This is a genomic window from Polaribacter sp. P097, from assembly GCF_036864555.1.
Classification (GTDB): domain Bacteria; phylum Bacteroidota; class Bacteroidia; order Flavobacteriales; family Flavobacteriaceae; genus Polaribacter.
In genome coordinates, this window is the sequence record NZ_JAZETJ010000002.1 from 601,626 (window position 1) to 624,902 (window position 23,277).

At 30.7% G+C, this 23,277-nt stretch carries 18 protein-coding genes; 15 read left to right on the forward strand and 3 right to left on the reverse strand.

The window, feature by feature from the left end; translation table 11 throughout:
* Window positions 1-39 precede the first annotated feature (39 nt).
* Window positions 40-1,563, reverse strand: a complete 1,524-nt coding sequence (dnaB, locus tag V7R38_RS10030) for a replicative DNA helicase (protein WP_015480170.1) — start codon at window positions 1,561-1,563, stop codon at window positions 40-42.
* A gap of 138 nt (window positions 1,564-1,701) precedes the next feature.
* Between dnaB and V7R38_RS10035 the strand changes: the two genes are divergently transcribed.
* The 3 genes from V7R38_RS10035 to V7R38_RS10045 all read left to right on the forward strand — a co-directional run bounded on the left by V7R38_RS10035 (window position 1,702) and on the right by V7R38_RS10045 (window position 7,137).
* Window positions 1,702-2,778 carry a DUF3810 domain-containing protein gene (locus V7R38_RS10035; RefSeq protein ID WP_334058068.1) on the forward strand — a complete coding sequence of 359 codons (1,077 nt, stop codon included), beginning with the start codon at window positions 1,702-1,704 and terminating at the stop codon, window positions 2,776-2,778.
* A 93-nt stretch (window positions 2,779-2,871) separates the two neighbouring features.
* Window positions 2,872-5,835 (forward strand): amidohydrolase family protein, encoded by a 2,964-nt coding sequence (locus V7R38_RS10040; protein ID WP_334058070.1) that lies wholly within the window; start codon window positions 2,872-2,874, stop codon window positions 5,833-5,835.
* 6 nt (window positions 5,836-5,841) lie between these two features.
* Window positions 5,842-7,137: an amidohydrolase family protein gene (locus V7R38_RS10045; RefSeq protein WP_334058072.1), complete on the forward strand. Its 1,296-nt coding sequence runs from the start codon at window positions 5,842-5,844 to the stop codon at window positions 7,135-7,137.
* Between the two features lie 332 nt (window positions 7,138-7,469).
* On the opposite strand, the gene V7R38_RS10050 is transcribed toward V7R38_RS10045, so the two are convergent.
* Window positions 7,470-7,619 carry a hypothetical protein gene (locus V7R38_RS10050; RefSeq protein ID WP_334058074.1) on the reverse strand — a complete coding sequence of 50 codons (150 nt, stop codon included), beginning with the start codon at window positions 7,617-7,619 and terminating at the stop codon, window positions 7,470-7,472.
* A 128-nt stretch (window positions 7,620-7,747) separates the two neighbouring features.
* On the opposite strand from V7R38_RS10050, the gene V7R38_RS10055 reads away from it, so the two are divergent.
* From V7R38_RS10055 to ttcA, 9 genes are all read left to right on the forward strand, one after another.
* Window positions 7,748-8,542, forward strand: a complete 795-nt coding sequence (locus V7R38_RS10055) for a TrmH family RNA methyltransferase (RefSeq protein WP_334058076.1) — start codon at window positions 7,748-7,750, stop codon at window positions 8,540-8,542.
* A 6-nt stretch (window positions 8,543-8,548) separates the two neighbouring features.
* Entirely contained in the window at window positions 8,549-9,295 is a 747-nt protein-coding gene (ppgK, locus tag V7R38_RS10060; protein ID WP_334058077.1) for a polyphosphate--glucose phosphotransferase, read from the forward strand.
* A complete protein-coding gene (locus V7R38_RS10065) occupies window positions 9,295-10,527 on the forward strand; it encodes a M48 family metallopeptidase (protein ID WP_334058079.1) in 1,233 nt (410 codons plus the stop codon). The genes ppgK and V7R38_RS10065 overlap by 1 nt, the downstream gene beginning before the upstream one ends.
* A 63-nt stretch (window positions 10,528-10,590) precedes the next feature.
* Window positions 10,591-12,813: a RelA/SpoT family protein gene (locus V7R38_RS10070; RefSeq protein WP_334058081.1), complete on the forward strand. Its 2,223-nt coding sequence runs from the start codon at window positions 10,591-10,593 to the stop codon at window positions 12,811-12,813.
* A 72-nt stretch (window positions 12,814-12,885) separates the two neighbouring features.
* Window positions 12,886-13,347, forward strand: coding sequence for a Fur family transcriptional regulator (locus V7R38_RS10075; protein WP_015480161.1), 462 nt, complete (start codon window positions 12,886-12,888; stop codon window positions 13,345-13,347).
* Between the two features lie 30 nt (window positions 13,348-13,377).
* A complete protein-coding gene (locus V7R38_RS10080) occupies window positions 13,378-14,649 on the forward strand; it encodes an adenylosuccinate synthase (protein ID WP_015480160.1) in 1,272 nt (423 codons plus the stop codon).
* Window positions 14,650-14,712: 63 nt separating this feature from the next.
* On the forward strand, window positions 14,713-16,350 hold the full coding sequence (locus V7R38_RS10085) for an OstA-like protein (protein ID WP_334058085.1): 1,638 nt from the start codon (window positions 14,713-14,715) through the stop codon (window positions 16,348-16,350).
* Between the two features lies 1 nt (window position 16,351).
* Entirely contained in the window at window positions 16,352-17,530 is a 1,179-nt protein-coding gene (locus V7R38_RS10090; protein WP_334058087.1) for an aspartate aminotransferase family protein, read from the forward strand.
* A gap of 47 nt (window positions 17,531-17,577) precedes the next feature.
* Entirely contained in the window at window positions 17,578-18,375 is a 798-nt protein-coding gene (ttcA, locus tag V7R38_RS10095) for a tRNA 2-thiocytidine(32) synthetase TtcA (protein ID WP_334058089.1), read from the forward strand.
* Here ttcA and V7R38_RS10100 read toward each other — a convergent pair.
* Window positions 18,364-19,752 (reverse strand): MATE family efflux transporter, encoded by a 1,389-nt coding sequence (locus V7R38_RS10100; protein ID WP_334058091.1) that lies wholly within the window; start codon window positions 19,750-19,752, stop codon window positions 18,364-18,366. The genes ttcA and V7R38_RS10100 overlap by 12 nt on opposite strands.
* A gap of 127 nt (window positions 19,753-19,879) precedes the next feature.
* Between V7R38_RS10100 and tpx the strand changes: the two genes are divergently transcribed.
* Genes tpx through V7R38_RS10115 form a run of 3 tightly spaced genes read left to right on the forward strand, consistent with a single transcriptional unit; the run spans window position 19,880 to window position 23,245 of the window.
* Complete coding sequence (gene tpx, locus V7R38_RS10105) at window positions 19,880-20,377, forward strand: thiol peroxidase (RefSeq protein ID WP_334058093.1); 498 nt, start codon at window positions 19,880-19,882, stop codon at window positions 20,375-20,377.
* A 1-nt stretch (window position 20,378) separates the two neighbouring features.
* A complete protein-coding gene (locus V7R38_RS10110) occupies window positions 20,379-20,759 on the forward strand; it encodes a diacylglycerol kinase family protein (RefSeq protein ID WP_015480154.1) in 381 nt (126 codons plus the stop codon).
* Between the two features lie 41 nt (window positions 20,760-20,800).
* Window positions 20,801-23,245, forward strand: coding sequence for a DNA translocase FtsK (locus tag V7R38_RS10115; RefSeq protein ID WP_334058095.1), 2,445 nt, complete (start codon window positions 20,801-20,803; stop codon window positions 23,243-23,245).
* The last annotated feature ends 32 nt before the right edge of the window (window positions 23,246-23,277 follow it).

A 23,277-nucleotide genomic window follows, 5' to 3' on the forward strand; every position in this document is an offset into this window, starting at 1 on the left:
CAATTGTGTATTTAGAATATTTTATAAAATTTTTAAGTTTTAAAAAGGTACGTCATCATCATCACTACCAAAAGCATCTTTTGGCTCTATTCTTTGATTTACAGAAAATTCATCTGGAAAATCTGCATTCATTGAAGATTGGAACTCAGAACTAAACCCTTCTTCTAAATCTGAGAATTTAGCTAAGTGACCTGTAAACTTTAAACGAATATTATCTAAACCACCATTTCTATGTTTGGCAACAATAAATTCTCCTTGACCTTCACAAGGTGTATGTTCATCATCATCCCATTCTGTCATTCCATAATATTCTGGTCTAAAAATAAAACTCACAATATCTGCATCTTGCTCAATGGCTCCAGATTCACGTAAATCTGAAAGTAAAGGTCTTTTAGATCCTCCACGTGTTTCTACTGCCCTAGACAATTGCGAAAGTGCAATTACTGGTACAGATAATTCTTTTGCTAAGGCTTTTAAGTTTCTAGAAATTGTAGAGATTTCTTGTTCACGATTTCCACCACCTTTTCCATTTCCTCCTGCTGTCATTAATTGTAAATAATCAATTACAATAATTCTGACATTATGTTGAGAAACTAAACGTCTTGCCTTTGCACGTAAATCAAAAATTGATAATGATGGTGTATCATCTATAAAAATTGGAGCATCAGACAAACGTTTTACTTTAACATTCAACTGCTCCCATTCATGAGGCTCTAAATTTCCTTTTCTTAATTTTTCTGATGTTAATCCTGTTTCTGAAGAAATCATCCTTGTTATTAACTGAACAGATGACATCTCTAATGAAAATACAGCAACTGCATGATTAAAATCAATGGCCATATTTTTTGCCATAGAAATTACAAAGGCTGTTTTACCCATACCTGGTCTAGCAGCAATAATAATTAAATCTGAGGGCTGCCAACCAGAGGTTAAAGCATCTAGCTTTGTAAAACCAGTAGCCAAACCAGACATTCCTTCTTGATTACCAATTTCTTGAATCTTTTTTAAGGCCTGTTTTACAAGTGAACCTGCATCTTCTGAACTCTTTTTAAGATTACCTTGAGTAACCTCAAACAATTTACCTTCTGCTTCATCTAATAAATCAAAAACATCTGTAGATTCATCGTAAGAACTTTCTATTATTTCTGATGATATTGATATTAATTTACGCTGAATATATTTCTGAAGAATGATTCTAGCATGAAATTCTATGTGTGCAGATGATGCTACTTTTTGAGTTAACCGAATCAAGAAAAAATCGCCACCAACCATTTCTAATTTTCCATTCTTTTTCAACAAGTTAGAAACTGTTAAAATATCTATAGGTTGTGAATTTTGAAACAATTCATAAATAGCAGCATAAATTTCTTGATGTTTCGCATCGTAAAAAGCGTCTGAATGTAAAATGTCAATTACATCATCTATTCCCTTTTTATCAATCATCATTGCACCTAGCACAGCTTCTTCTAACTCTACTGCCTGTGGTGGAATTTTACCCTTTTCAAGACTAATAATTCTGGATTTATCAATCTTTTTTCCTGCTATCGTATTCGTTTTTTCCATTGACACAAATGTACTTTTTTAGGTTGATTAGCCTTTATCTTTCTTAACATTAATTTGTGAACATTTATTGTAAACAAAATTGTTATTATCTTGTTAATAACCAGTAGTCTTTAAAATTGAATTGCTATTTTTACCTTCATGAAATGGAATAAAAATTATATTTTTCTTGCTTTATTATTGCCTGTTCAGATGCTTTTAATGCGTTTGGCAGAAAATAATCCTGCAGTAATTGAAAAATATTATTCTAATGGATTGTATCCTTACATCTCCATTTTACTTAGAAGATTATTTGGTTGGATACCTTATTCAGTTGGAGACGTTTTTCTGGCTATTTTTGTTCTTCTTTTTTTGCGTTCCTTATATTTACTAATTAAGACGAAATTTAAAAATTTTCTAATTAAAATTACAAATTTTGTTGCTTTTTTATCAATACTATATTTCTGTTTTTACTTGTTCTGGGGCTTAAATTATTACAGAGAACCTTTGGCAAAAAACTTAGGTTATCAACAAAAAAAATACACTACAGAACAATTACAAAAAAGTACAGAATACATTATTAATCAGCTTAATAATTATCATTTTAAAATCACAAAGAATGATACCTTACAAGTTAAAAGCCCTTATAGCACAGAAGATCTATATAAAATTTCTTTAAAAGGCTATAAAAACTTAGAGAACGATTTTCCTCAGTTAAAATATAAGGTGCCTTCTATTAAAAGTTCATTAATGAGCACTCTACAGAGTTACAATGGAACATCTGGTTACTTAAATCCGTTAACGGGAGAAGCTCAAGTAAATGATAAAATTTCAAAAACAAGTTTCCCAACAACAGCCTGTCATGAAATTGCACATCAAATAGGCTTTGCTGCTGAAAATGAGGCGAATTTTGTAGGTTTTTTAGCAGCCAATTATAATGACGATATTTATTTTAAATACGCCAGTTATAGAATGGCATTTGGCTACAGTATTTCTGAAATAAGAAAAAGAAATCCAGAACTTTCTGCACAACTTTGGAGAACTGTGAATAAAGGAGTGATTAAAGATTTTAAAGCCAGCTATGCATTTTGGCAACAATATAAAAATCCTTTTGAGCCCTTGGTAAAAAAAGGATACAATGCCTACTTGAAAGCGAACAAACAAGCTAAAGGAACAGATTCTTACAACTATGTTGTAGACCTACTTATCTCTTATCTAGAAGATTCTAAGCAGATTTAAATCTCTTAAAATTATGTTAAATTAGTTGGTTTATCCTTTAATCAAATAGGTAATCTCTAATTTAGAAACTTAATTCAAATTAATTCAAACTAGATGAGAAAACTAATCTTATTACTCTTTTTCTTTGCGCTGCATGTTTCTCATGCACAGGAATATTTTCCTACAGATTCTGGAGTAAAAACAACCAAAAACACAGCATTTGCTTTTACAAATGCAACTATTTATGTTACACCAACAGAGGTTTTAAAAAATGCAACATTGCTTATTAAAGATGGCAAAGTAGATGCTGTTGGTAAATCTGTTAAGATTCCTGAAGGAACAATAACAACAGATTTAGAAGGTAAAACAATATACCCGTCATTTATAGACGCCTATTCAGGTTTTGGTATTAGTAAACCTAAAAGAGCTCAAAGCAGAACTAGAGGTACACAATATGATGCTTCTAGAGAAGGGTATTATTGGAATGATCATATTAGACCAGACACCAACCCTATTTCTGATTTTAAATTCGATTCTAAAAAAGCTAAAGAATTAATTAATGCTGGGTTTGGAGTTGTAAATACGCACATGCAAGATGGTATTATTAGAGGAAATGGTTTATTAATTGCTTTAAATCCGAATGCATCAGATGCTTACCGAATTTTAGACACAAAATCTGGACAGTACTTTTCATTTCAAAAAAGTGTGCAGTCAAGACAAGCTTACCCAAGTTCAAGAATGGGTGCAATGGCTTTATTACGTCAAACTTATTTAGATGCAGATTGGTATGCTAAAGGTAACATGAAGAATAAAGACATGGCTTTAGAGGCATTAAATGCAAATAAAGGTTTAACTCAGATTTTTGAAACGGGAAATCATTTAGATGCTTTAAGAGCAGACAAAGTTGGTGATGAAATTGGAGTTCAATTTACCATTGTTGGTTCTGGAGATGAATATGAAAGAGTTGCTGATATTAAAGCAACCAATGCCAATTTTATTATTCCTATTAATTTTAGCAATGCCTACGATGTTTCTAATCCACTTTTAGCGCAACAAATTTCTTTAAGAGATATGCGTAAATGGAATCAAGAGCCATCGAATTTAAGTGTACTTTCTAAAAATGGAGTGAATTTTGCTTTAACTACGCATGAATTAAAATCAGTTAAATCATTCCATAAAAACTTACAGAAAGCCATTAAATATGGTTTTGATGAAACTAAAGCTCTAGCTGCATTAACTACAGTACCTGCTACTATTTTAGGAAATTCTTCTATTGGTAATTTAAAAACAGGTAGCCATGCAAATTTTATAATTACTTCTGGTAATGTTTTTGATTCAAGTACCAAAATTTATGAAAATTGGGTACAAGGAGCCAAAAATGTAATTACTGACATGAATGTAAAAGATATTACTGGTGACTACATGTTGTCTGTAAATAATCAAAATTATCAGTTATCTATTACAGGTTCTGGAGCAAAACAAAAGGGTTCAATTAAGCAAGGAGATAAAAAGATTAAATCTAAATTTTCTTTTAAAGATGATTGGGTTTCTGTTACATTGAATGAAGATTCAGGTTACACTAGAATGCTTGGTAAAGTCATCAACAATTCTAATGTAATGCAAGGAACTGCTTTTGACACCCAAGGAAATGAAACAACTTGGTCTGCTAGTAAAAAAGTAGCTAATTCGAAAGGAGCTTCTAAAAAGAAAAAAGAGACAGATAATAGTTCTCCTATTGTTATGCCTGTAAGTTATCCTAACATTGGTTTTGGTAATTATGTTCAACCTGAACAACAAACAATTTTAATTAAAAACGTAACAGTTTGGACAAGTGAAGATACAGGAATCCTAGAATATACTGATGTTTTACTAAAGGATGGTAAAATTGCTGAAATTGGACAAGGATTAAAAGCAAGAAGAGCTATTGAAATAGATGGTACAGGTAAACATTTAACTGCGGGTATTGTAGATGAACACTCACATATTGCTGCATCATCTATTAATGAAGGAGCTCAAAACTCATCAGCAGAAGTTACTATTGAAGATGTAGTAGATCCTACAGATATTAATATTTACAGAAATATTTCTGGAGGTACAACAACTGCACAAATATTACATGGTTCTGCAAATCCTATTGGAGGTCGTTCAGCGATTATCAAACTAAAATGGGGAGAAAATGCAGAAAACATGATTTATGAAGATACTCCTAAATTCATCAAATTTGCTTTAGGTGAAAATGTAAAACAATCTAGAAGTAGCAATGGAACTCGTTTTCCACAAACTAGAATGGGTGTAGAACAAATGATTACAGATTACTTTACTAGAGCAAAAGAATACGATGCTTTAAAGAAAAGTGGTCAGCCTTATAGAAAGGATTTAGAAATGGAAACATTGGCTGAAATCTTAAATAAAGAACGTTTTATTTCCTGTCACTCTTATGTTCAATCTGAGATTAATATGTTAATGAAAGTTGCAGATAAGTTCGATTTTAACATCAATACATTTACTCATATTTTAGAAGGTTATAAAGTTGCTGATAAAATGGCTGAACATGGTGTTGGAGGTTCTACCTTTTCTGACTGGTGGGCTTACAAATACGAAGTTAATGATGCAATACCTTACAATGCTGCAATAATGCATAATGCTGGTGTTACTGTCGCTATTAATTCAGATGATAGAGAAATGTCTAGACGTTTAAACCAAGAAGCTGCTAAAACAGTAAAATATGGTGGAATGTCTGAATTAGAAGCTTGGAAAACTGTAACTATTAATCCTGCTAAACTTTTACATATTGATGACAAAGTGGGTAGTATTAAAGAAGGTAAAGATGCAGATGTTGTGTTATGGAGCAATCACCCAATGTCTATTTATGCTAAAGTAGAAAAAACTATTATTGATGGTAAAGTATTTTTTGATAGAGCTGAAGACGCTAAAAAGCGTTTAGCGATTAAAGAAGAAAAAAGTAAACTTATCAATATGATGTTGAACGAAAAGATGAATGGTGGTAAAACAAAAGTACCAATGAAAAGAGGAGATATCAACTTTCACTGTGATACTTTAGAAGAACTTAAAAACTAAGAACAGATGAAAAAAATAATATATAGTCTATTAGTATTTTTCTGTATAGGAAATATGATAGCACAACAAACACCTGCAGACAAACAGAGCACTGCCATTTCAATTGAAGGTGCAACTGCCCATTTAGGAAATGGAGAAGTAATTGAAAACTCATTAATTATGTTTAATGAAGGTAAAATTACTTTTGTAGGTTCTGCAATGATGAGAATTGCAAGAATGGGAACTGTAATAAACGCAAAAGGAAAGCATATTTATCCAGGCTTTATTGCTGCAAATGCATCTTTAGGTTTAGCAGAAATTGACGCAGTAAAAGCCAGTGTAGATGTAGATGAAATTGGTATTAACAATCCTCATATTAGAAGTTTAATTGCTTACAATGCTGAGAGTAAAGTTGTTGAATCTATGAGACCAAATGGTGTTTTAATGGCACAAATTACACCAAGAGGTGGTTCAATTTCTGGTACGTCATCAATAGTACAATTAGATGCTTGGAATTGGGAAGATGCAGCTATCAAGGTAGATGATGCTATCCATATGAATTGGCCAAGCAGCTTTACAAGAGGCAGATGGTGGTTAGGAGAAGATCCTGCTTTAAAACCAGATACAAGATATGGTAAAAACACAGATGATATTGCAATGTATTTTGCAAATGCTAAAAATTATTTAGCTGGACAAAAATCAACAATCAACTTACCTTTTGAAGCAATGAAGGGCTTGTTTGATGGTTCTCAAAGATTATTTATTCATGTTAATGGTCAGAAAGAAATTACAGACGCAATTACTATTGCTAAAAATGCTGGAGTAAAAAATATTGCTTTAGTACATGCTGAAGGCGCAGAAAGTGTTACAGATCTTTTAGTACAAAATAATATTGGCGTTGTTTTAGAAAGACCTCATAGAAACCCAAACTCTGAAGATGATGCTTACGATTATACCTATACTATTGCAAAAACTTTAATGGATAAAGGAATTACTGTAGCTGTTGGTATGGAAGGGCAAATGGAAAGAATGAATACTAGAAATTTACCTTTTTATGCAGGTACATTTGCTGCTCATGGTTTAAATAAAGAAGATGCATTAAAAATGATAACCTCTAACAGTGCTAAAATATTAGGAATTTCTGATATGGTTGGTACATTAGAAGTTGGTAAAGATGCTACCCTATTTATTTCTGAAGGCGATGCTTTAGATATGAGAACTAACATTTTATCAAAAGCCTTTATTCAAGGAAGAGATATTAGTTTAGAGACACATCAAACTGAATTATGGAAACGTTATTCTAATAAATACAAATCAGAATAAATAATCTAATTTCAAAAAAAAAGGCTCGCAAATTGCGAGCCTTTTTCAATTAATCAAATTACAATTACTAATCACAATTACTGTAAGGTTGTGAACCATCTTTATTAAATCTTACTCTGTTTACATGAACATAAACCGTATTTGATTCTTCTAAATATCTATAATGAGAATTTCGTTCTGTGGTATTCACATTTAAATCTGTTCTGTTGGTGGTTCTTTGAGATCTTCTAATAGCACTTCTTTGAGAATAAGGAACAATTTCAAAATTGAAATAAATTTTATTATTGTACCTATTTCTAAATTGAACAAGCCATTCTGTTTTTGTTGAGTAGCTACTTTTTTTTGCGTTTCACTCTAAAATCTAATCCTCTAAAACAATCTGTAGTTTTCCAAGTACCCCAACCATTTTGATCTACGTTTACTTCTGGCAACTCAAGTTTTATAACAGAGTTGCTCTTACTAGAAGATGTAAAAGACATCATTGTTATCAATCCAATAAACAACAATGCAATAAATTTTATTTTTTCATAATTTATATTTTTATTTAGGATTATAATATTGAAAATTTAATAGTTGAAAACAATACTTACAATTAGGTATATTTGCCTTAATGAAACAGATTACAAGTTCACAAAACACTTACATTAAAGGATTGTTAAAACTTCAAGAAAAATCTAGAGAAAGAAAAAAGCTAGGTTTATTTATTATTGAAGGTTTACGTGAAATTAACTTAGCACTAAAAGCCAATTATACTTTTAAAACGGTATTGTTTTGTAGTGATTTAATACAAAAAACAGCTGTTGATACTTTATTTGAAAGCAGCACTGAAGTGATTGAAATATCGAAAGAAGTTTACGAGAAATTAGCGTATAGAAATTCTACAGAAGGCATTATTGCTGTAGCTAACGCAAAAAGCTTTTCACTTAAAGAAATTAGCTTTTCAAATAAAAATCCTTTAATTTTAATTGCTGAAAGTTTAGAAAAACCTGGTAATGTTGGTGCTTTATTAAGAACTGCAGATGCTGCTAATGTAGATGCTGTAATTATTGCAAATCCAAAATCTGATTTATACAATTCAAATATTATAAGATCTAGTGTGGGTTGTGTTTTTACCAATCAGATTGCTGTTGGTACATCAGAAGAAATTATTACATTTCTAAAAGAAAATAAGATTTCTATCTATGCAGCAACTTTGCAAAACTCTAATAAATATCATTTAGAAGATTATAAAAAACCTTCTGCAATAGTTGTAGGTACAGAAGCTACTGGTTTATCTGAGATTTGGAGAGATAAAGCTACACAAAACATTAATATACCAATGCAAGGTAAAATAGACTCTATGAATGTTTCTGTTGCTGCTGCAATTGTTATTTTTGAGGCTAAAAGACAAAGAGAATTTAAATAATATATTATGAAGATATTAGGAATAGATGTTGGTGGTTCAGGTATTAAGGCCGCTGTTGTAAATACAAAAACAGGTGAATTACTTACAGAAAGACACAGAATTCCTACTCCAAAACCTGCAACTCCAGAAGCTGTAGCTATGGTAATTAAAGAAATGACAGAACACTTTAATTGGACCAAAGCTGTTGGCTGTAGTTTCCCAACTACTATAGTAAAAGGAAAATGCATTCATACAGGTAATTTAAGCAAAGACTGGTTAAATGTTAAGGTAGATAAATTATTTAAAAAAGAAACGAAATTACCTTTCTTTATTAGCAATGACGCAGATTTAGCAGGTGTTGCAGAAGTAAATTTAGGCGCTGGTAAAAATGAAAAGGGAGTTACAATTGTTATTACTATAGGCACAGGAATTGGCTCTGGCTTGTTCTTTAACAAGAAGTTAATTCCTAACTTAGAATTGGGTAAACTTTTGCATTCGAATGGAGAAATTATTGAGTTTTATTCAGCAGACTCTATAAGAAAAAAAGAAGGACTTACCTTAAAAGAATGGGCACTTCGTTTTGATGAATTATTAGAATATACTAGAGTAGTATTTTCACCAAGCTTAATAATTTTAGGTGGAGGAATTAGTAAGAAATACGAGAATTTTAAAGAATATTTAGAAACCGATGTTCCAATAAAAGTAGCTAAATTTAAAAATAATGCAGGTATTATAGGTGCAGCTATGTATGCAAGCAAAAGACTTAAAGATTAATGCAACCTACTACCCTATTTTACATTTTAATTGCAATTATAGTTGTAAGTTTTTTAATAGATCAAATTCTAGATTATATAAATAGCAAACACTTTAATGATGAAATACCTGCAAAATTAGCAGACGTTTACAATCAAGAAGAATATGCAAAATCTCAGTCTTACAAAAAGGCAAATGCTAGGTTTTCTTTAGTAAGCTCATCCTTTTCTTTATGTTTAACCTTGTTATTCTTTTTTCTAGAAGGCTTTAAATGGGTTGATGAAATTGCAAGGAATATAACATCAAATTCAATTTTAGTAGCTTTAATTTTCTTTGGTATTATTATGTTGGCTTCAGATGTTTTAGCTATACCCTTTCAATATTATAAAACTTTTGTAATTGAAGAAAAATTTGGTTTTAATAAATCTACCAAAACAACTTTTTGGTTAGATAAAGTAAAAGGTTGGATAATGTCGATTATTCTTGGAGGAGGAATTCTATCACTTATAATATGGTTTTATGAGTTTTTTGGACCAAACTTTTGGATTTACGCTTGGGCACTAATTGCTGTTTTCTCGCTATTCATGAACATGTTTTACGCTAAATTAATTGTTCCTTTATTCAACAAACAGACACCTTTAGAAGATGGAGAATTAAAGTTTGCTATAGAAAAATATGCTAAAAAGGTTGGTTTTACAATAAACAATATATTTGTAATCGATGGCTCTAAACGCTCCACAAAGGCTAATGCTTACTTTTCTGGTTTTGGGGCTCAGAAAAGAATTACGCTTTTTGATACACTTATAAATGATTTAGAAACAGAAGAAATTGTTGCTGTTTTAGCTCATGAAGTTGGCCATTACAAGAAAAAACATATCATTTTTAACTTGATAACCTCTGTTCTACTCACAGGATTTACGCTTTACATTTTATCATTTTTTGTGAATTCACCAATATTATCACAAGCACTGGGTGTTGCAACTCCAAGTTTTCACATTGGTTTAATTGCATTCGGAATTTTATATTCACCCATTTCAGAAATTACGGGCTTGTTCATGAACTATATGTCTCGTAAATTTGAATATCAGGCAGATAATTATGCCAAAAATACTTTTAAAGCAGCACCATTAATATCTTCACTTAAAAAATTATCTAAAAACAGTTTAAGTAATTTAACCCCACATCCTGCTTATGTTTTTATGCATTATTCTCATCCAACTTTATTAAATAGAGTTAAAAATTTAGAATCTTAAATGTTTGCTCGTTAACATAGGTTTTCCTAAATTCACTTAGTTTTTAAAGCTTTCAAAATATTTATGGAGTATACAGCCACCATAGAAGAAGAAAATAAAGAAATTGCAAATCGATATAAAGATTTACTAAAGGGTACTTATGAGGTTTTATCAAAAGAAGATAAAGAACTTATAAGAAAGGCTTTTGATATTGCTGTTGATGCACACTCAAAGCAAAGAAGAAAAACAGGTGAGCCTTATATTTTTCATCCAATTGCAGTAGCAAAAATAGTAGCTATGGAAATTGGTTTGGGTGCTACTTCTATTGCAGCAGCTTTACTGCATGATGTTGTTGAAGATACAGACTATACCTTAGATGATATGGAGCAATTGTTTGGAGAAACAATTGCAAGAATTGTAAACGGACTTACCAAAATTTCTCGTTTAAATAAAGAACAAGATGCATCTATTCAAGCAGAGAATTTTAGAAAAATGCTTCTTACATTACATGATGATGTAAGAGTTATTCTCATAAAAATTGCTGATAGGCTGCACAACATGCAAACTATGGATGCAATGCCTGGTTATAAACAGGTAAAAATTGCTTCAGAAACCTTATATATTTATGCACCTCTAGCTCATAGATTAGGTTTGTATAATATTAAAACTGAGTTAGAAGATTTAGGATTAAAATACACAGAGCCAGAAGTTTTTAATAGCATTGTTGCAAAAATTAAAGAAAGTAAAGAAGAGCAACAAAACTATTTAAGACGTTTTGAGGATACTTTAAAAAATGGCCTAGACAAAGAAAACTTCACTTATGAAATTAAGGGTAGATTCAAATCTATTTTTTCTATTCGTAGAAAAATGCAAAAGCAAAATGTAACTTTTGAAGAGGTTTTTGATAAATATGCTATCAGAATAATTTTTAAACCTATTTCTAAAGATGAAAAGCATGATGCTTGGAAAATTTACTCTATAGTAACAGATAATTTTAGACCAAATCCTGCACGTTTAAGAGATTGGATTTCTCAGCCAAAATCAACAGGATATGAAGCATTACACATTACAGTAATTGGTCCAGATGCTCAATGGGTAGAGGTTCAAATTCGTTCTGAAAGAATGAACGAAATTGCAGAGAAAGGATATGCTGCTCACTTTAAATATAAACAAGGTGATGAAAATGAAAGTGGTTTAGATGTTTGGCTAAATAGGTTAAAAGAGACTTTAGAAAATCAAAGTTTAAACGCTGTAGATTTTGTAGAAGATTTTAAATTAAATCTTTATGCGAAAGAAATTTACGTTTTTACACCAAAAGGAGATTTAAAATCTTTACCTAAAGATGCTTCTGCTCTAGACTTTGCCTTTTCTATTCATACAGATGTAGGTTTAAAATGTAGAGGTGCAAAAGTAAATGGTAAACTGGTTCCTTTAAGTTATACCTTGAGAAGTGGAGATCAAATTGAGGTAATTACAAGTTCTACAAATAAACCAAATGCACGTTGGTTAGATTTTGTAATTACAGCAAGAGCAAAAACTAAAATTAGAGCAGCCTTAAAAGAAGAAGAGAAACTTATTGCAGAAGAAGGTAAAGCCATTTTAAAACGTAAGTTACGACATTTAAAAATTTCGTTTAATGAGAAAACAACGAATGAATTGGTTAACTTCTTTAAGTTAAGAACTAGTTTCGATTTATATTACAGAATTGGTAATGGTGCCATAGACAATACACAGCTAAAAGCATTTGTTTCTCAAAGAAATAGTACCATTTTAAATTTCTTTAAAACCAAACTAAGAAGAAACGCATCACCAACAGAAAATGCAGATGGTGTTGAAGAAATTACTCATAAATACGATGCTTTAGTTTTTGGAAAGGAAGAAGAAAAACTAGATTACAAACTATCAAAATGTTGTAATCCAATTCCTGGAGATCAAGTTTTTGGTTTTTTAACCATTAATGATGGCATTAAAGTTCATAAAAAGAACTGTCCTAATGCAATTTCTTTACAATCGAATTATGCTTACAGAATTATGCAAGCAAAATGGATTGATTCTACCAAACAAGATTTTAAAGTTGTTTTACACATAAATGGTGTAGATACTTCAGGTATTGTAAATGAAGTAACCAAAATTATTTCTAGTAACATGGGCGTATTTATTCACAGTATCAATATCTCTGGAGATGAAGGTGTTTTCGATGGTAAAATATCACTTAGTGTAAAGAATAGTGCACAATTGAAAAAGCTAATGAATCGCATTCAAAAAGTAGAAGGAGTTAAAAAAGTGGAACGTGTTAATAGAATGTAAATATCATTTTTAGAAAAGTACATTTTTATTCAGAAATAACTGTAAATTTGTTTTTTCGTAAAAATTAAATCCATGAATAATTCTCTTGAAAATCAAGAAGTAGTTAAAAAAGTTTTTACCTCATACTTACAAGAGCATAAACACAGAAAAACACCTGAACGTTATGCAATCCTACAAGAAATTTACGATGCAGATGAGCATTTTGATATAGAGTCTCTCTACATTAAAATGAAAAACAAAAACTACAGAGTTAGCAGAGCAACACTTTACAATACTATTGATTTACTATTAGATTGTGGTTTAGTTCGTAAACATCAGTTTGATGGTCAAACCATGGCTCGTTACGAAAAGAGTTATTTTGATAAAAACCACGATCATGTAATATTTACAGATTCTGGAGATGTAAAGGAATTTTGTGATCCACGAATTCAAATCATCAAAAAAACCATAGAAGATATTTTTGACATTGACATTCACAATCACTCATTATATTTTTACGGAACAAAAAAGAAAGACACAAACAACTTATCATAAATTAAATTTAAAGATTTAACAATTACAAAAATGGCAGTAGATTTATTATTAGGATTACAATGGGGTGATGAAGGAAAAGGAAAAATTGTTGATGTATTAACCCAAAACTACGACATTATTGCACGTTTTCAAGGAGGGCCAAATGCAGGACATACTTTAATTTTTGATGGTTATAAGCACGTGTTACATACGATACCTTCTGGTATTTTTCATAAGACAGCTTTAAACGTTGTCGGAAATGGAGTTGTTATAGATCCAGTAATCTTTAAAAAAGAATTAGAAAACTTAGATAAGCATAATATAGATTACACTTCTAAACTGTTAATTTCTAGAAAAGCACATTTAATTTTACCTACTCATAGATTACTAGATGCAGCTTCAGAAACTTCTAAAGGTAAAGCCAAAATTGGTTCTACATTAAAAGGTATTGGACCAACGTATATGGACAAAACTGGAAGAAATGGAATGAGAGTTGGAGATTTAGAATTAGACAACTGGAAAGAAAAATACGATGCTTTAACTGAAAAGCATATTAAAATGCTAGAATTCTTTGATGTTCAAATTGAATATAATTTAGATGAATTAGAAGCAGAGTTTTGTAAGGGAATAGATAAATTAAGAACACTACAATTTATTGATAGTGAAGAATTCTTAAACCAAGCTATTAAAGACAAGAAAACCATTCTTGCAGAAGGTGCTCAAGGTTCTTTATTAGACATTGATTTTGGAACATATCCATTTGTAACATCATCAAACACAACAGCAGCTGGTGCTTGTACTGGTTTAGGTGTGGCTCCAAACAGAATTGGAGAAGTATTCGGAATTTTTAAAGCGTATACTACAAGAGTGGGTTCAGGTCCTTTTCCTACAGAGTTGTTTGATGAAGATGGTGCAACAATGGCTAGAGTTGGGCATGAATTTGGTGCAACAACAGGAAGACCTAGAAGATGTGGTTGGTTAGATTTAGTAGCTTTAAAGTATGCTGTTGATGTAAATGGAGTTACACAATTAATGATGATGAAAGGTGATGTACTTTCTGGTTTTGATACACTAAAAGTATGTACTTCTTATAATTATAAAGGTGAAGAAATTACACATTTACCTTACAATATAGAACCTGAAAACGTATCTGTAAACTATTCAGAATTTAAAGGTTGGGAAGATGATTTAACCAAAATGACTAAAGAAGATCAACTACCACAAAATTTATTAGATTATGTTGCTTTCATTGAGAAAGAAACTGGTGTACCTGTAAAAATTGTTTCTGTAGGTCCAGATAGAAAACAAACTATCAAAAGGTAGTTTTATCTTAAAATTAAGAACTTGAGGTATTCTTTTCATTATTTTTGTCGCAAAACAAATCTTTTGAAAAGAATACTTTTTTTATGCCTTTGTCTTACTTCTATAATTTCTTATTCTCAAGAGAAAAAGAAAATTATTATAGAAAATGCAGAAATACAATATGCAGATGAAGAGAAAACACCTGGAGCAACTATTCTTTTAGGTAATGTTCGCGTAAAACATGATGGAATAAATTTAACATGTCAACAAGCTCTTTTCTACAAAAAAGAGAATTTCTTTAAGGCCATTGGTAATGTGTTAATTAAGCAAGGTGATACCATTACACAAACAAGTGATTATGCAGATTATGATGCTAATGCCAAACAAGCACTTTCTTGGGGTAATGTAGTTTTAAAAGATCCTACAATGACGCTTACCACAGATACTTTGCAGTTTGATAGAATTAATCAAAAATTATACTATCAAGATTATGCAACTATTAGAGACGTAACAAATACGCTAAAAAGTAAAAATGGTAATTACTATTTAGAGAATAAAAAATTTACAGCTACAACTAGGGTTACAGTGGTAAATTCAGAGCACAATTTAGCTTCTAATCACTTAGATTATTATACAGACTCTGGCTTGGCCTATTTATATGGCCCATCAACAATAACCAATACTCAGAATGAGAATAAGTTATATTCAGAGAAGGGATTTTACAATACAAAAACAGACATTTCCTATTTTACCAAGAATGCTAAATTATTTTTAAAAGAAAGAACAGTTGAAGGTGATAGTTTGTATTACGATAAAAATAAAGGATTTGCCTCTGCTACAAACAATATTAAAGTAATAGATACTGTTCAAAATTTTATATCGAAAGGAAATTATGCTGAGTTATTTGAGAAAAAAGATTCACTATTTATCATAAAAAGAGCGGTTGCAATATCAATTATAGAGAAAGATTCTATGTTTATTCATGGAGATACTTTATTGGTGACAGGAAAACCTAAAAAACGTGTGATTAGAACCTATCACAATGTAAAAATTTTCAAGTCAGATTTACAAGGTAAATGCGATTCTATTCATACAAACCAAGAAACAGGCTACACTAAAATGTATAGAAACCCCGTAATTTGGTCAGATCAAAATCAAATAACAGGAGATAGTATCTATTTGCAATCTAATGTAGAAACCGAAAAACTAGACTCTCTAAAGGTTTTTAATAATGCTTTTATTGTTTCTAAAGATTCTTTAGCTAAAGAGGATTACAATCAGATAAAAGGTAGAAACATGTTTGGTAAATTTGATGCTAATAAGCTTAAATTTCTTTTGGTTAAAGGTAATGCTGAATCTATTTATTTTAATAGAAATGCAGAAACGCAAGTTTTGGAAACCATTACTAAAGAAGTTTCTAGCAATATTGAATTTACTTTAGAAAATGGCGAAATTCAGTCTATTAAATATCTAAAAAGTTCAGATGGAAAAACATATCCTCCTTCTGAACTCGATTTAGAAGGTAGAAAAATTAAAGGTTTTATTTGGAGAGAAGATGAGCAACCTAAAACTAAAAATGATATTTTTATTAAAGATGGTCAAGAAAAAAAGGCTCCAATAAAAAAGAAAGCCTTAGAAAAACCCTCATTATTTATTGATGAGAAAACAAAAGATAAAAAGAAAGATAAAAAGCAAACTTCCCTCTCTAGTTTTGGTCAATAATTTGAAATCAGATTTTTACAAATATCAAGCACAAACCTCTCCTCACCCATTAGCTATAGAAATTTCTCATGCAAATGGTTCTTACATTTATGACAGTGATAAAAAAGCTTATTTAGATTTTGTAGCTGGAGTTTCGGCCAATAGTCTAGGTCATAACCATCCATTGGTAAATGAAGCCATCAAAAGGCAAGTAGACAACTATACACATGTTATGGTTTATGGTGAGTTTATACAAGAACCACAAGTTTCTCTTTGTAAAAAATTAGCTTCTACTCTGCCCAAAACCTTACAATCTATATACATTACAAATTCAGGAACAGAAGCTACAGAAGGTGCTTTAAAACTAGCAAAAAGAGTTACAGGAAGATCAGAAATTATTGCTGCTAAAAATTCTTATCATGGTAATACTCAAGGTGCAATGAGTGTTTCAGGCGTAGAAAGGCAAAATGCTGCTTTTAGGCCTTTAATTCCTGGTATTAAATTTATTGCTTTTAATTGTACTTTTTGTTTAGAGCAAATAACAAAGAATACTGCAGCAGTTATTTTAGAAACCATTCAAGGTGGTGCTGGTTTTATTGAGCCATTTGATAACTATTTGGCTAAAGTTAAAGCTAAATGCAATGAAGTTGGTGCGCTCTTAATTCTTGATGAAATACAAACTGGCATTGGTAGAACTGGTAAATTTTGGGGATTTGAAAATTATAACGTAACTCCAGATATTATCATTACTGGTAAAGGTTTAGGTGGTGGAATGCCAATTGGAGCTTTCATTGCTTCTCAAGATAGAATGAGCCTTTTAAAAGATAATCCTAAACTTGGACATATCTCCACATTTGCTGGCCATCCAGTAATTGCAGCAGCAGCAAATGCTACTGTAGATATTATTTTAAAAGATGATTTAATCTCTGAAACTTTACGTAAGGAGAACATCATTAGAAATCAATTGCAACATGATTCTATTCTAGAAATTAGAGGCAAAGGATTAATGCTAGCTGCTATTGTAGAATCTCCAGAATTAGCAGCTAAAATCATTATGAAATGTTTAGATAAAGGTTTAATACTTTTCTTTTTATTATTTGAAGGCAGAGCTATGAGAATTACTCCTCCTCTTACCATTTCTGATGAAGAACTGATAAAAGGATGTCAAATAATTTTAGATGCAATTGAAGAGTGCATTTAAATTAAAAGTAGCTTTTAAATCTTATTGATTCTATTATTTTTGCAGCTATGAATCAACAGCAACAAAACACTAAAAAACTTCAGAAATCTGTAGCACAAGCCATTCAACAATACACAATGATTGAAGAAGGAGATAAAATTATGGTTTGTTTATCTGGAGGAAAAGACAGCTATACCCTATTAGATTTGTTACTTTATTTCCAAAAAGTTGCACCTATAAATTTTGATTTGATTGCTGTAAATCTAGATCAAAAACAACCCGGTTTTCCAGAAGAAGTGTTACCAACTTATTTAAGTAACCTAAAAGTTGATTTTAAAATAATTGAAAAAAACACCTACAAAGTGGTGATGGATAAAACTCCTGAAGGCAAAACCACTTGCAGCCTTTGCTCTAGATTAAGAAGAGGAACTTTATATGAGGCTGCCAAAGACTTAGGTTGCAATAAATTGGCTTTAGGTCATCATAAAAATGATATTCTAGAAACTTTTTTTCTTAATATGTTTTTCTCAGGAAAGCTAGAAACTATGCCTCCAAAATTTAAAAATGATGCAGGAGATTTAGTCGTTTTAAGACCCCTTGCATTTTGTAATGAGAGCGATATTGAAGAATTCTCGAACTATAAAAACTACCCAATAATTCCGTGTAATTTGTGTGGTTCTCAAGAAAATTTACAAAGAAAAAAAGTAAAGGAAATGATAGCTCATTGGGAAAAAGAGTTCCCTGATAGAAACGCAATAATGATGAATGCCTTACAAAACGTATTTCCTTCGCATTTGTTAGACACCAACCTTTATGACTTTGAAAACTTAGAAAGTAAAGTTCAAGTAAATACGTTAACTAACTAATTCTGTCTTTGTTGCAATTAACTTTAAAGTCAGTTTATTAAATCGGATAAATAATAAGATTGATGCAGTAGTTAAACCAGCTAACAAGCCCAACCAAATACCAAAACTACCATACATTTCTTCAGAACCTAAAAAATAAGAAACTGGGAATCCTACACACCAATAAGAAATAAATGTAAGAATTGTAGGTATTTTTACATCTTGTAAACCACGTAAAGCACCTAGAACAACTACTTGAATACTATCTGAAATTTGAAAAAATGCTGCTGCAATTAACAATTTAGAAGCTATAGAAATTACCTCCATATTATCTGTGTAATTCAATTCATCACCTAAATCAACATAAATGGTTGGCATTACATTGTGAAAAATAAAAAATAAAATTGCAAAAATAGTTGCAAAGATCATTCCCAATAAAAAGATAGAAAAGGCAATTCTTCTTAACTCTCTGTAATTTTGCAATCCTTTTTGATTTCCAACCCTTATCATAGAAGCCACACTTAAACCCATAGCTACCATAAATGTCATAGAAGATAAGTTTAACGCAATTTGATTTGCGGCTTGTGGATTTTTACCTAAAAGACCACTAAGCCAAATAGCTGCAGTAAAAATAGCTACTTCAAAGAACATTTGCATGGCACTTAAAGAGCCTAAGTTGATAATTTTTTTAATCATTAAAACATCTAAAACAAAGAATTTTAAATTATTCATAATTCTCTTTGATCTTTCTTTGTAACTTAATAAAATCCACAGATAAATTACCATAATTATTCTAGAAGCCAAAGTTCCATAAGCAGCACCAACTATTCCCAATTCTGGAAAACCAAACTTTCCAAAAATGAATAAATAATTCAAAACTACATTTACAATATTGGCTAATAATGTTGCATACATTGGGTATTTAGTCATAGACATTCCATCACTAAATTGTTTAATGGCTTGAAAAACGATAAGCGGAATTAAAGAAAATGCAACTAAATCTAAATAAGGAATGGCTAAGGCTACTACTTCTTCTGGCTGCTGCATTAAGTGCATTAATGGTTTTGCAAAAAACACCATTAAAAAAAGTAAAACTCCTAACACAGTGCATAAAAATAAGCCGTTCTTAAAGGTTGCTCTAGCTTGTAGTAAGTTATTAGATGAATCCGCTTCAGCTATTAAAGGTGTAATTGCTGTAGAAAAACCAATTCCTATAGACATTGCTATAAACATAAAACTATTTCCTAAAGAAACTGCAGCCAGTTCTGCAGTACCCAACTGCCCAACCATAATATTATCTATGAACGCCACAAACGTATGGCCTAACATACCTAACATTACAGGTGCTGCCAACTTCCAATTGTACTTAAATTCTGATGTATATTGAGCTAAATTCACTACTACCCTACTATTTAAAATCGCGAAGATACATATTAGATTTGCATTTATTTAAGGAGAACTTCACAGTTTTAAAATAACATTATCAATAAAATTAATTACTTTTGAATAAACAAAATTTATAAAGATGTCAGGAATAACATTGGGAGGAAATCCTATAAATACAGTAGGTGATTTACCAAAAGTTGGTGAAAAAGCATTAGATTTTAATTTAAAAACAGTTGAACTTAAAGAAAAGTCTTTAGCAGATTATTCAGGTAAAAATATCATATTAAATATTTTTCCAAGTGTTGATACAGGAGTATGCGCACAATCTGTAAGAGAGTTTAATGAAAAAGCATCCGATTTAGAAAATACAGTTGTGTTATGTATTTCTAGAGATTTACCATTTGCACAAGCACGTTTCTGTGGAGCTGAAGGTATTGATAATGTAGAAATGCTTTCTGATTTTGAAGATGGTTCTTTTGGTAAAGATTATCAAGTAACGATTGCTGATAGCGCTTTTAAAAACTTACATTCTAGAGCTATTGTAATCATAGATGCTGAAGGAAAAATTGTTTATACAGAGCAAGTACCAGAAATTGGCTCAGAACCAAATTATGATGCTGCATTAGAGGTTTTATAATATGAAAAACCCAAATGACGGTTTTATAAGAGGTAGAATTAGAAGTTTCAAATTTGCTTTTAAAGGCCTTTGGATTTTAGTTACTTCTGAAGACAGTATTAAAGCTCAATTATTTGTGGCAGTTATTGCTACAATTCTTGGTTTTCTATTTAATATTTCTGCCTTAGAATGGGGTATACAGTTTTTAGCTATTGGTCTTGTTTTAGTAGCAGAAGCTGCAAACTCGGCTGTAGAAGAAATTGCTGATTTTATTCACCCAGATTTTCACGAAAAAATAGGTAAAATAAAAGATATAGCTGCAGGTGCACCAACATTTGCAGCCATAATATCTTTAATTATTGCTTCTATAATTTATGTGCCTAAAATAACGTTGTTATTTTAAGCAAATATGTATATTTACCCTTTAAAAATCGCTAATTTTTAATGGCCAAATCAAAACAAACCAAAACCAAAACTTCAAAATCTAAAGAAGAAAAAACACCTGTTTTTGCTTTTTTAAAAACAAGACAAACTCAAAATATTTTGGGTTTATTTTTAATTTTGTTTTCGGTTTTTTTGTTTATTGCTTTTATTTCATTCTTTTTCAATTGGCAAGCAGATCAAAGCACATTAAATCATTTATCTGATAAAACTGTAAAGAGTAGTAACCTATTAGGTAAAATTGGTGCAAACCTAAGCCATTTCTTTATTTATGATGGTTTAGGTTTAGCTGCATTTTTTATCGTTTATCAGGTATTCATCACAGGGTTTTATATATTAATTAAAAGAAAGTTTGCTAAAATAATTATCTCTTGGAATTGGGGTTTACTATCCATGGTTTGGTTATCAATAACCTTAGGGTTTTTACATCAGAAATATGCATTACTTTCTGGAGTTGTAGGATATGAAATCAATAATTACCTACAAACTTTTCTAGGTAAAACAGGTTTAGCTATTGTTCTAGTTTTTCTTTTCTTTACTTACATCATTGTACGATATAAGGTTACTATAGATAGTTATTTAGATAAATGGAAAGCTCAAAGAATTGCAAATAGGCAAAAAGCCGAGAATGAAGCATTAGAACCTGATGTTGAAAAAGAAACCACAATAATTGAAGAATCTGTTACTGAAACCAAAGAAGAGCAAAAATCTGAATTTGAACTATCTCTAGAGAACTTGCAACCAACTATTTCAAAGCACTCAGATGTTAGTAAAAAGGAAGAAATTACATTAAAGATTGAAGAAGAGTCAATACCTGAACCAATTGTTGAGGAAACAATACCTGACAAAAATGACTTAGATTTAGATATAAATGTAGAAATATCTGAAGAAGAAGAACACTCAACAGAAAATTTATCTGATAAAATATTAAAAGACTTTGGAGAATTTGATCCAACTTTAGAGTTATCAAACTTTCGTTTTCCAACTTTCAACCTGCTAAAGCAATACAATGAAAGTATTTCTATAGATCCTGAAGAATTAGAGGCAAATAAAAATAGAATTGTAGAAACTTTAAAAAACTACAAAATAGGTATTGCAGAAATTAAAGCAACTGTTGGGCCAACAATAACCTTGTATGAAATTGTGCCAGAAGCAGGAATTCGAATTTCTAAAATTAAAAATTTAGAGGATGATATTGCATTGTCTTTATCAGCCTTAGGAATTCGTATTATAGCTCCAATACCAGGTAAAGGAACCATTGGTATAGAAGTGCCAAATAAAAAATCTACTATAGTTTCTATGCACTCTGCAATTTCTTCTAAGAAATTTCAAGAATCTCAAATGGAGCTTCCTATTGGTTTAGGTAAAACCATTTCTAATGAAACCTTTGTAGTAGATTTAGCAAAAATGCCTCACTTACTAATGGCAGGTGCTACAGGTCAAGGTAAATCTGTAGGTTTAAATGCTGTTTTAACATCACTGTTATACAAAAAACACCCTGCAGAAGTAAAGTTTGTTTTGGTAGATCCAAAAAAAGTAGAACTTACTTTATTTAATAAAATTGAACGTCATTATTTAGCCAAGTTACCAGATTCTGAAGAAGCTATAATTACTGATACTACTAAAGTTGTGCATACCTTAAATTCACTTTGTATTGAAATGGACAATCGCTATGATTTGTTAAAATCGGCAATGGTTCGTAATATAAAAGAATACAATCAGAAATTTAAAAAGCGAAAATTAAATCCTAATGATGGACATCAATTCTTGCCATATATTGTTTTGGTAATTGATGAATTTGCTGATTTAATTATGACTGCTGGTAAAGAAGTAGAAACACCTATTGCTAGATTAGCACAATTGGCTAGAGCAATTGGTATTCATTTAATTGTGGCTACACAAAGACCTTCTGTAAATGTAATTACGGGTATAATTAAAGCCAATTTTCCTGCCAGAATTGCATTTAGAGTTACCTCAAAAATCGATTCTAGAACTATTTTAGATGCAGGTGGAGCAGATCAATTAATTGGACGTGGAGATTTACTATATACCAATGGAAACTCAATAACTAGAATACAATGTGCTTTTGTAGATACACCAGAAGTTGAAAAAATTACTGATTTTATTGGTTCGCAAAAAGCATATTCAGAGGCTCATTTATTACCTGAATACGTAGATGATGAAAGTGGCACAAGTATTGATGTTGATATAGCAGACAGAGATAAATTGTTTAGAGAGGCTGCAGAAATTATAATTACAGCACAGCAAGGATCTGCTTCTTTGTTACAAAGAAAATTAAAGCTTGGTTATAATAGAGCTGGTAGATTAATAGATCAATTAGAAGCAGCAGGAATTGTAGGTGGTTTTGAAGGTAGTAAAGCCAGGCAAGTTTTAGTACCAGATTTTATGGCTCTTGAGCAATTATTAGAAAACGAAAAAAAACAATAACATTTTGCTTAAACAAAATGAGAATTAAACAA

Coding starts and splice junctions, on each gene's coding strand:
- V7R38_RS10065 (WP_334058079.1), top strand. CDS start 9,295: ATGCAACCTACTACCCTATTTTACATTTTAATTGCAATTATAGTTGTA.
- V7R38_RS10055 (WP_334058076.1), top strand. CDS start 7,748: ATGAAACAGATTACAAGTTCACAAAACACTTACATTAAAGGATTGTTA.
- V7R38_RS10110 (WP_015480154.1), top strand. CDS start 20,379: ATGAAAAACCCAAATGACGGTTTTATAAGAGGTAGAATTAGAAGTTTC.
- V7R38_RS10115 (WP_334058095.1), top strand. CDS start 20,801: ATGGCCAAATCAAAACAAACCAAAACCAAAACTTCAAAATCTAAAGAA.
- tpx (WP_334058093.1), top strand. CDS start 19,880: ATGTCAGGAATAACATTGGGAGGAAATCCTATAAATACAGTAGGTGAT.
- V7R38_RS10040 (WP_334058070.1), top strand. CDS start 2,872: ATGAGAAAACTAATCTTATTACTCTTTTTCTTTGCGCTGCATGTTTCT.
- V7R38_RS10035 (WP_334058068.1), top strand. CDS start 1,702: ATGAAATGGAATAAAAATTATATTTTTCTTGCTTTATTATTGCCTGTT.
- V7R38_RS10075 (WP_015480161.1), top strand. CDS start 12,886: ATGAATAATTCTCTTGAAAATCAAGAAGTAGTTAAAAAAGTTTTTACC.
- ppgK (WP_334058077.1), top strand. CDS start 8,549: ATGAAGATATTAGGAATAGATGTTGGTGGTTCAGGTATTAAGGCCGCT.
- V7R38_RS10070 (WP_334058081.1), top strand. CDS start 10,591: ATGGAGTATACAGCCACCATAGAAGAAGAAAATAAAGAAATTGCAAAT.
- dnaB (WP_015480170.1), bottom strand. CDS start 1,563: ATGGAAAAAACGAATACGATAGCAGGAAAAAAGATTGATAAATCCAGA.
- V7R38_RS10080 (WP_015480160.1), top strand. CDS start 13,378: ATGGCAGTAGATTTATTATTAGGATTACAATGGGGTGATGAAGGAAAA.
- V7R38_RS10045 (WP_334058072.1), top strand. CDS start 5,842: ATGAAAAAAATAATATATAGTCTATTAGTATTTTTCTGTATAGGAAAT.
- ttcA (WP_334058089.1), top strand. CDS start 17,578: ATGAATCAACAGCAACAAAACACTAAAAAACTTCAGAAATCTGTAGCA.
- V7R38_RS10050 (WP_334058074.1), bottom strand. CDS start 7,619: ATGATGTCTTTTACATCTTCTAGTAAGAGCAACTCTGTTATAAAACTT.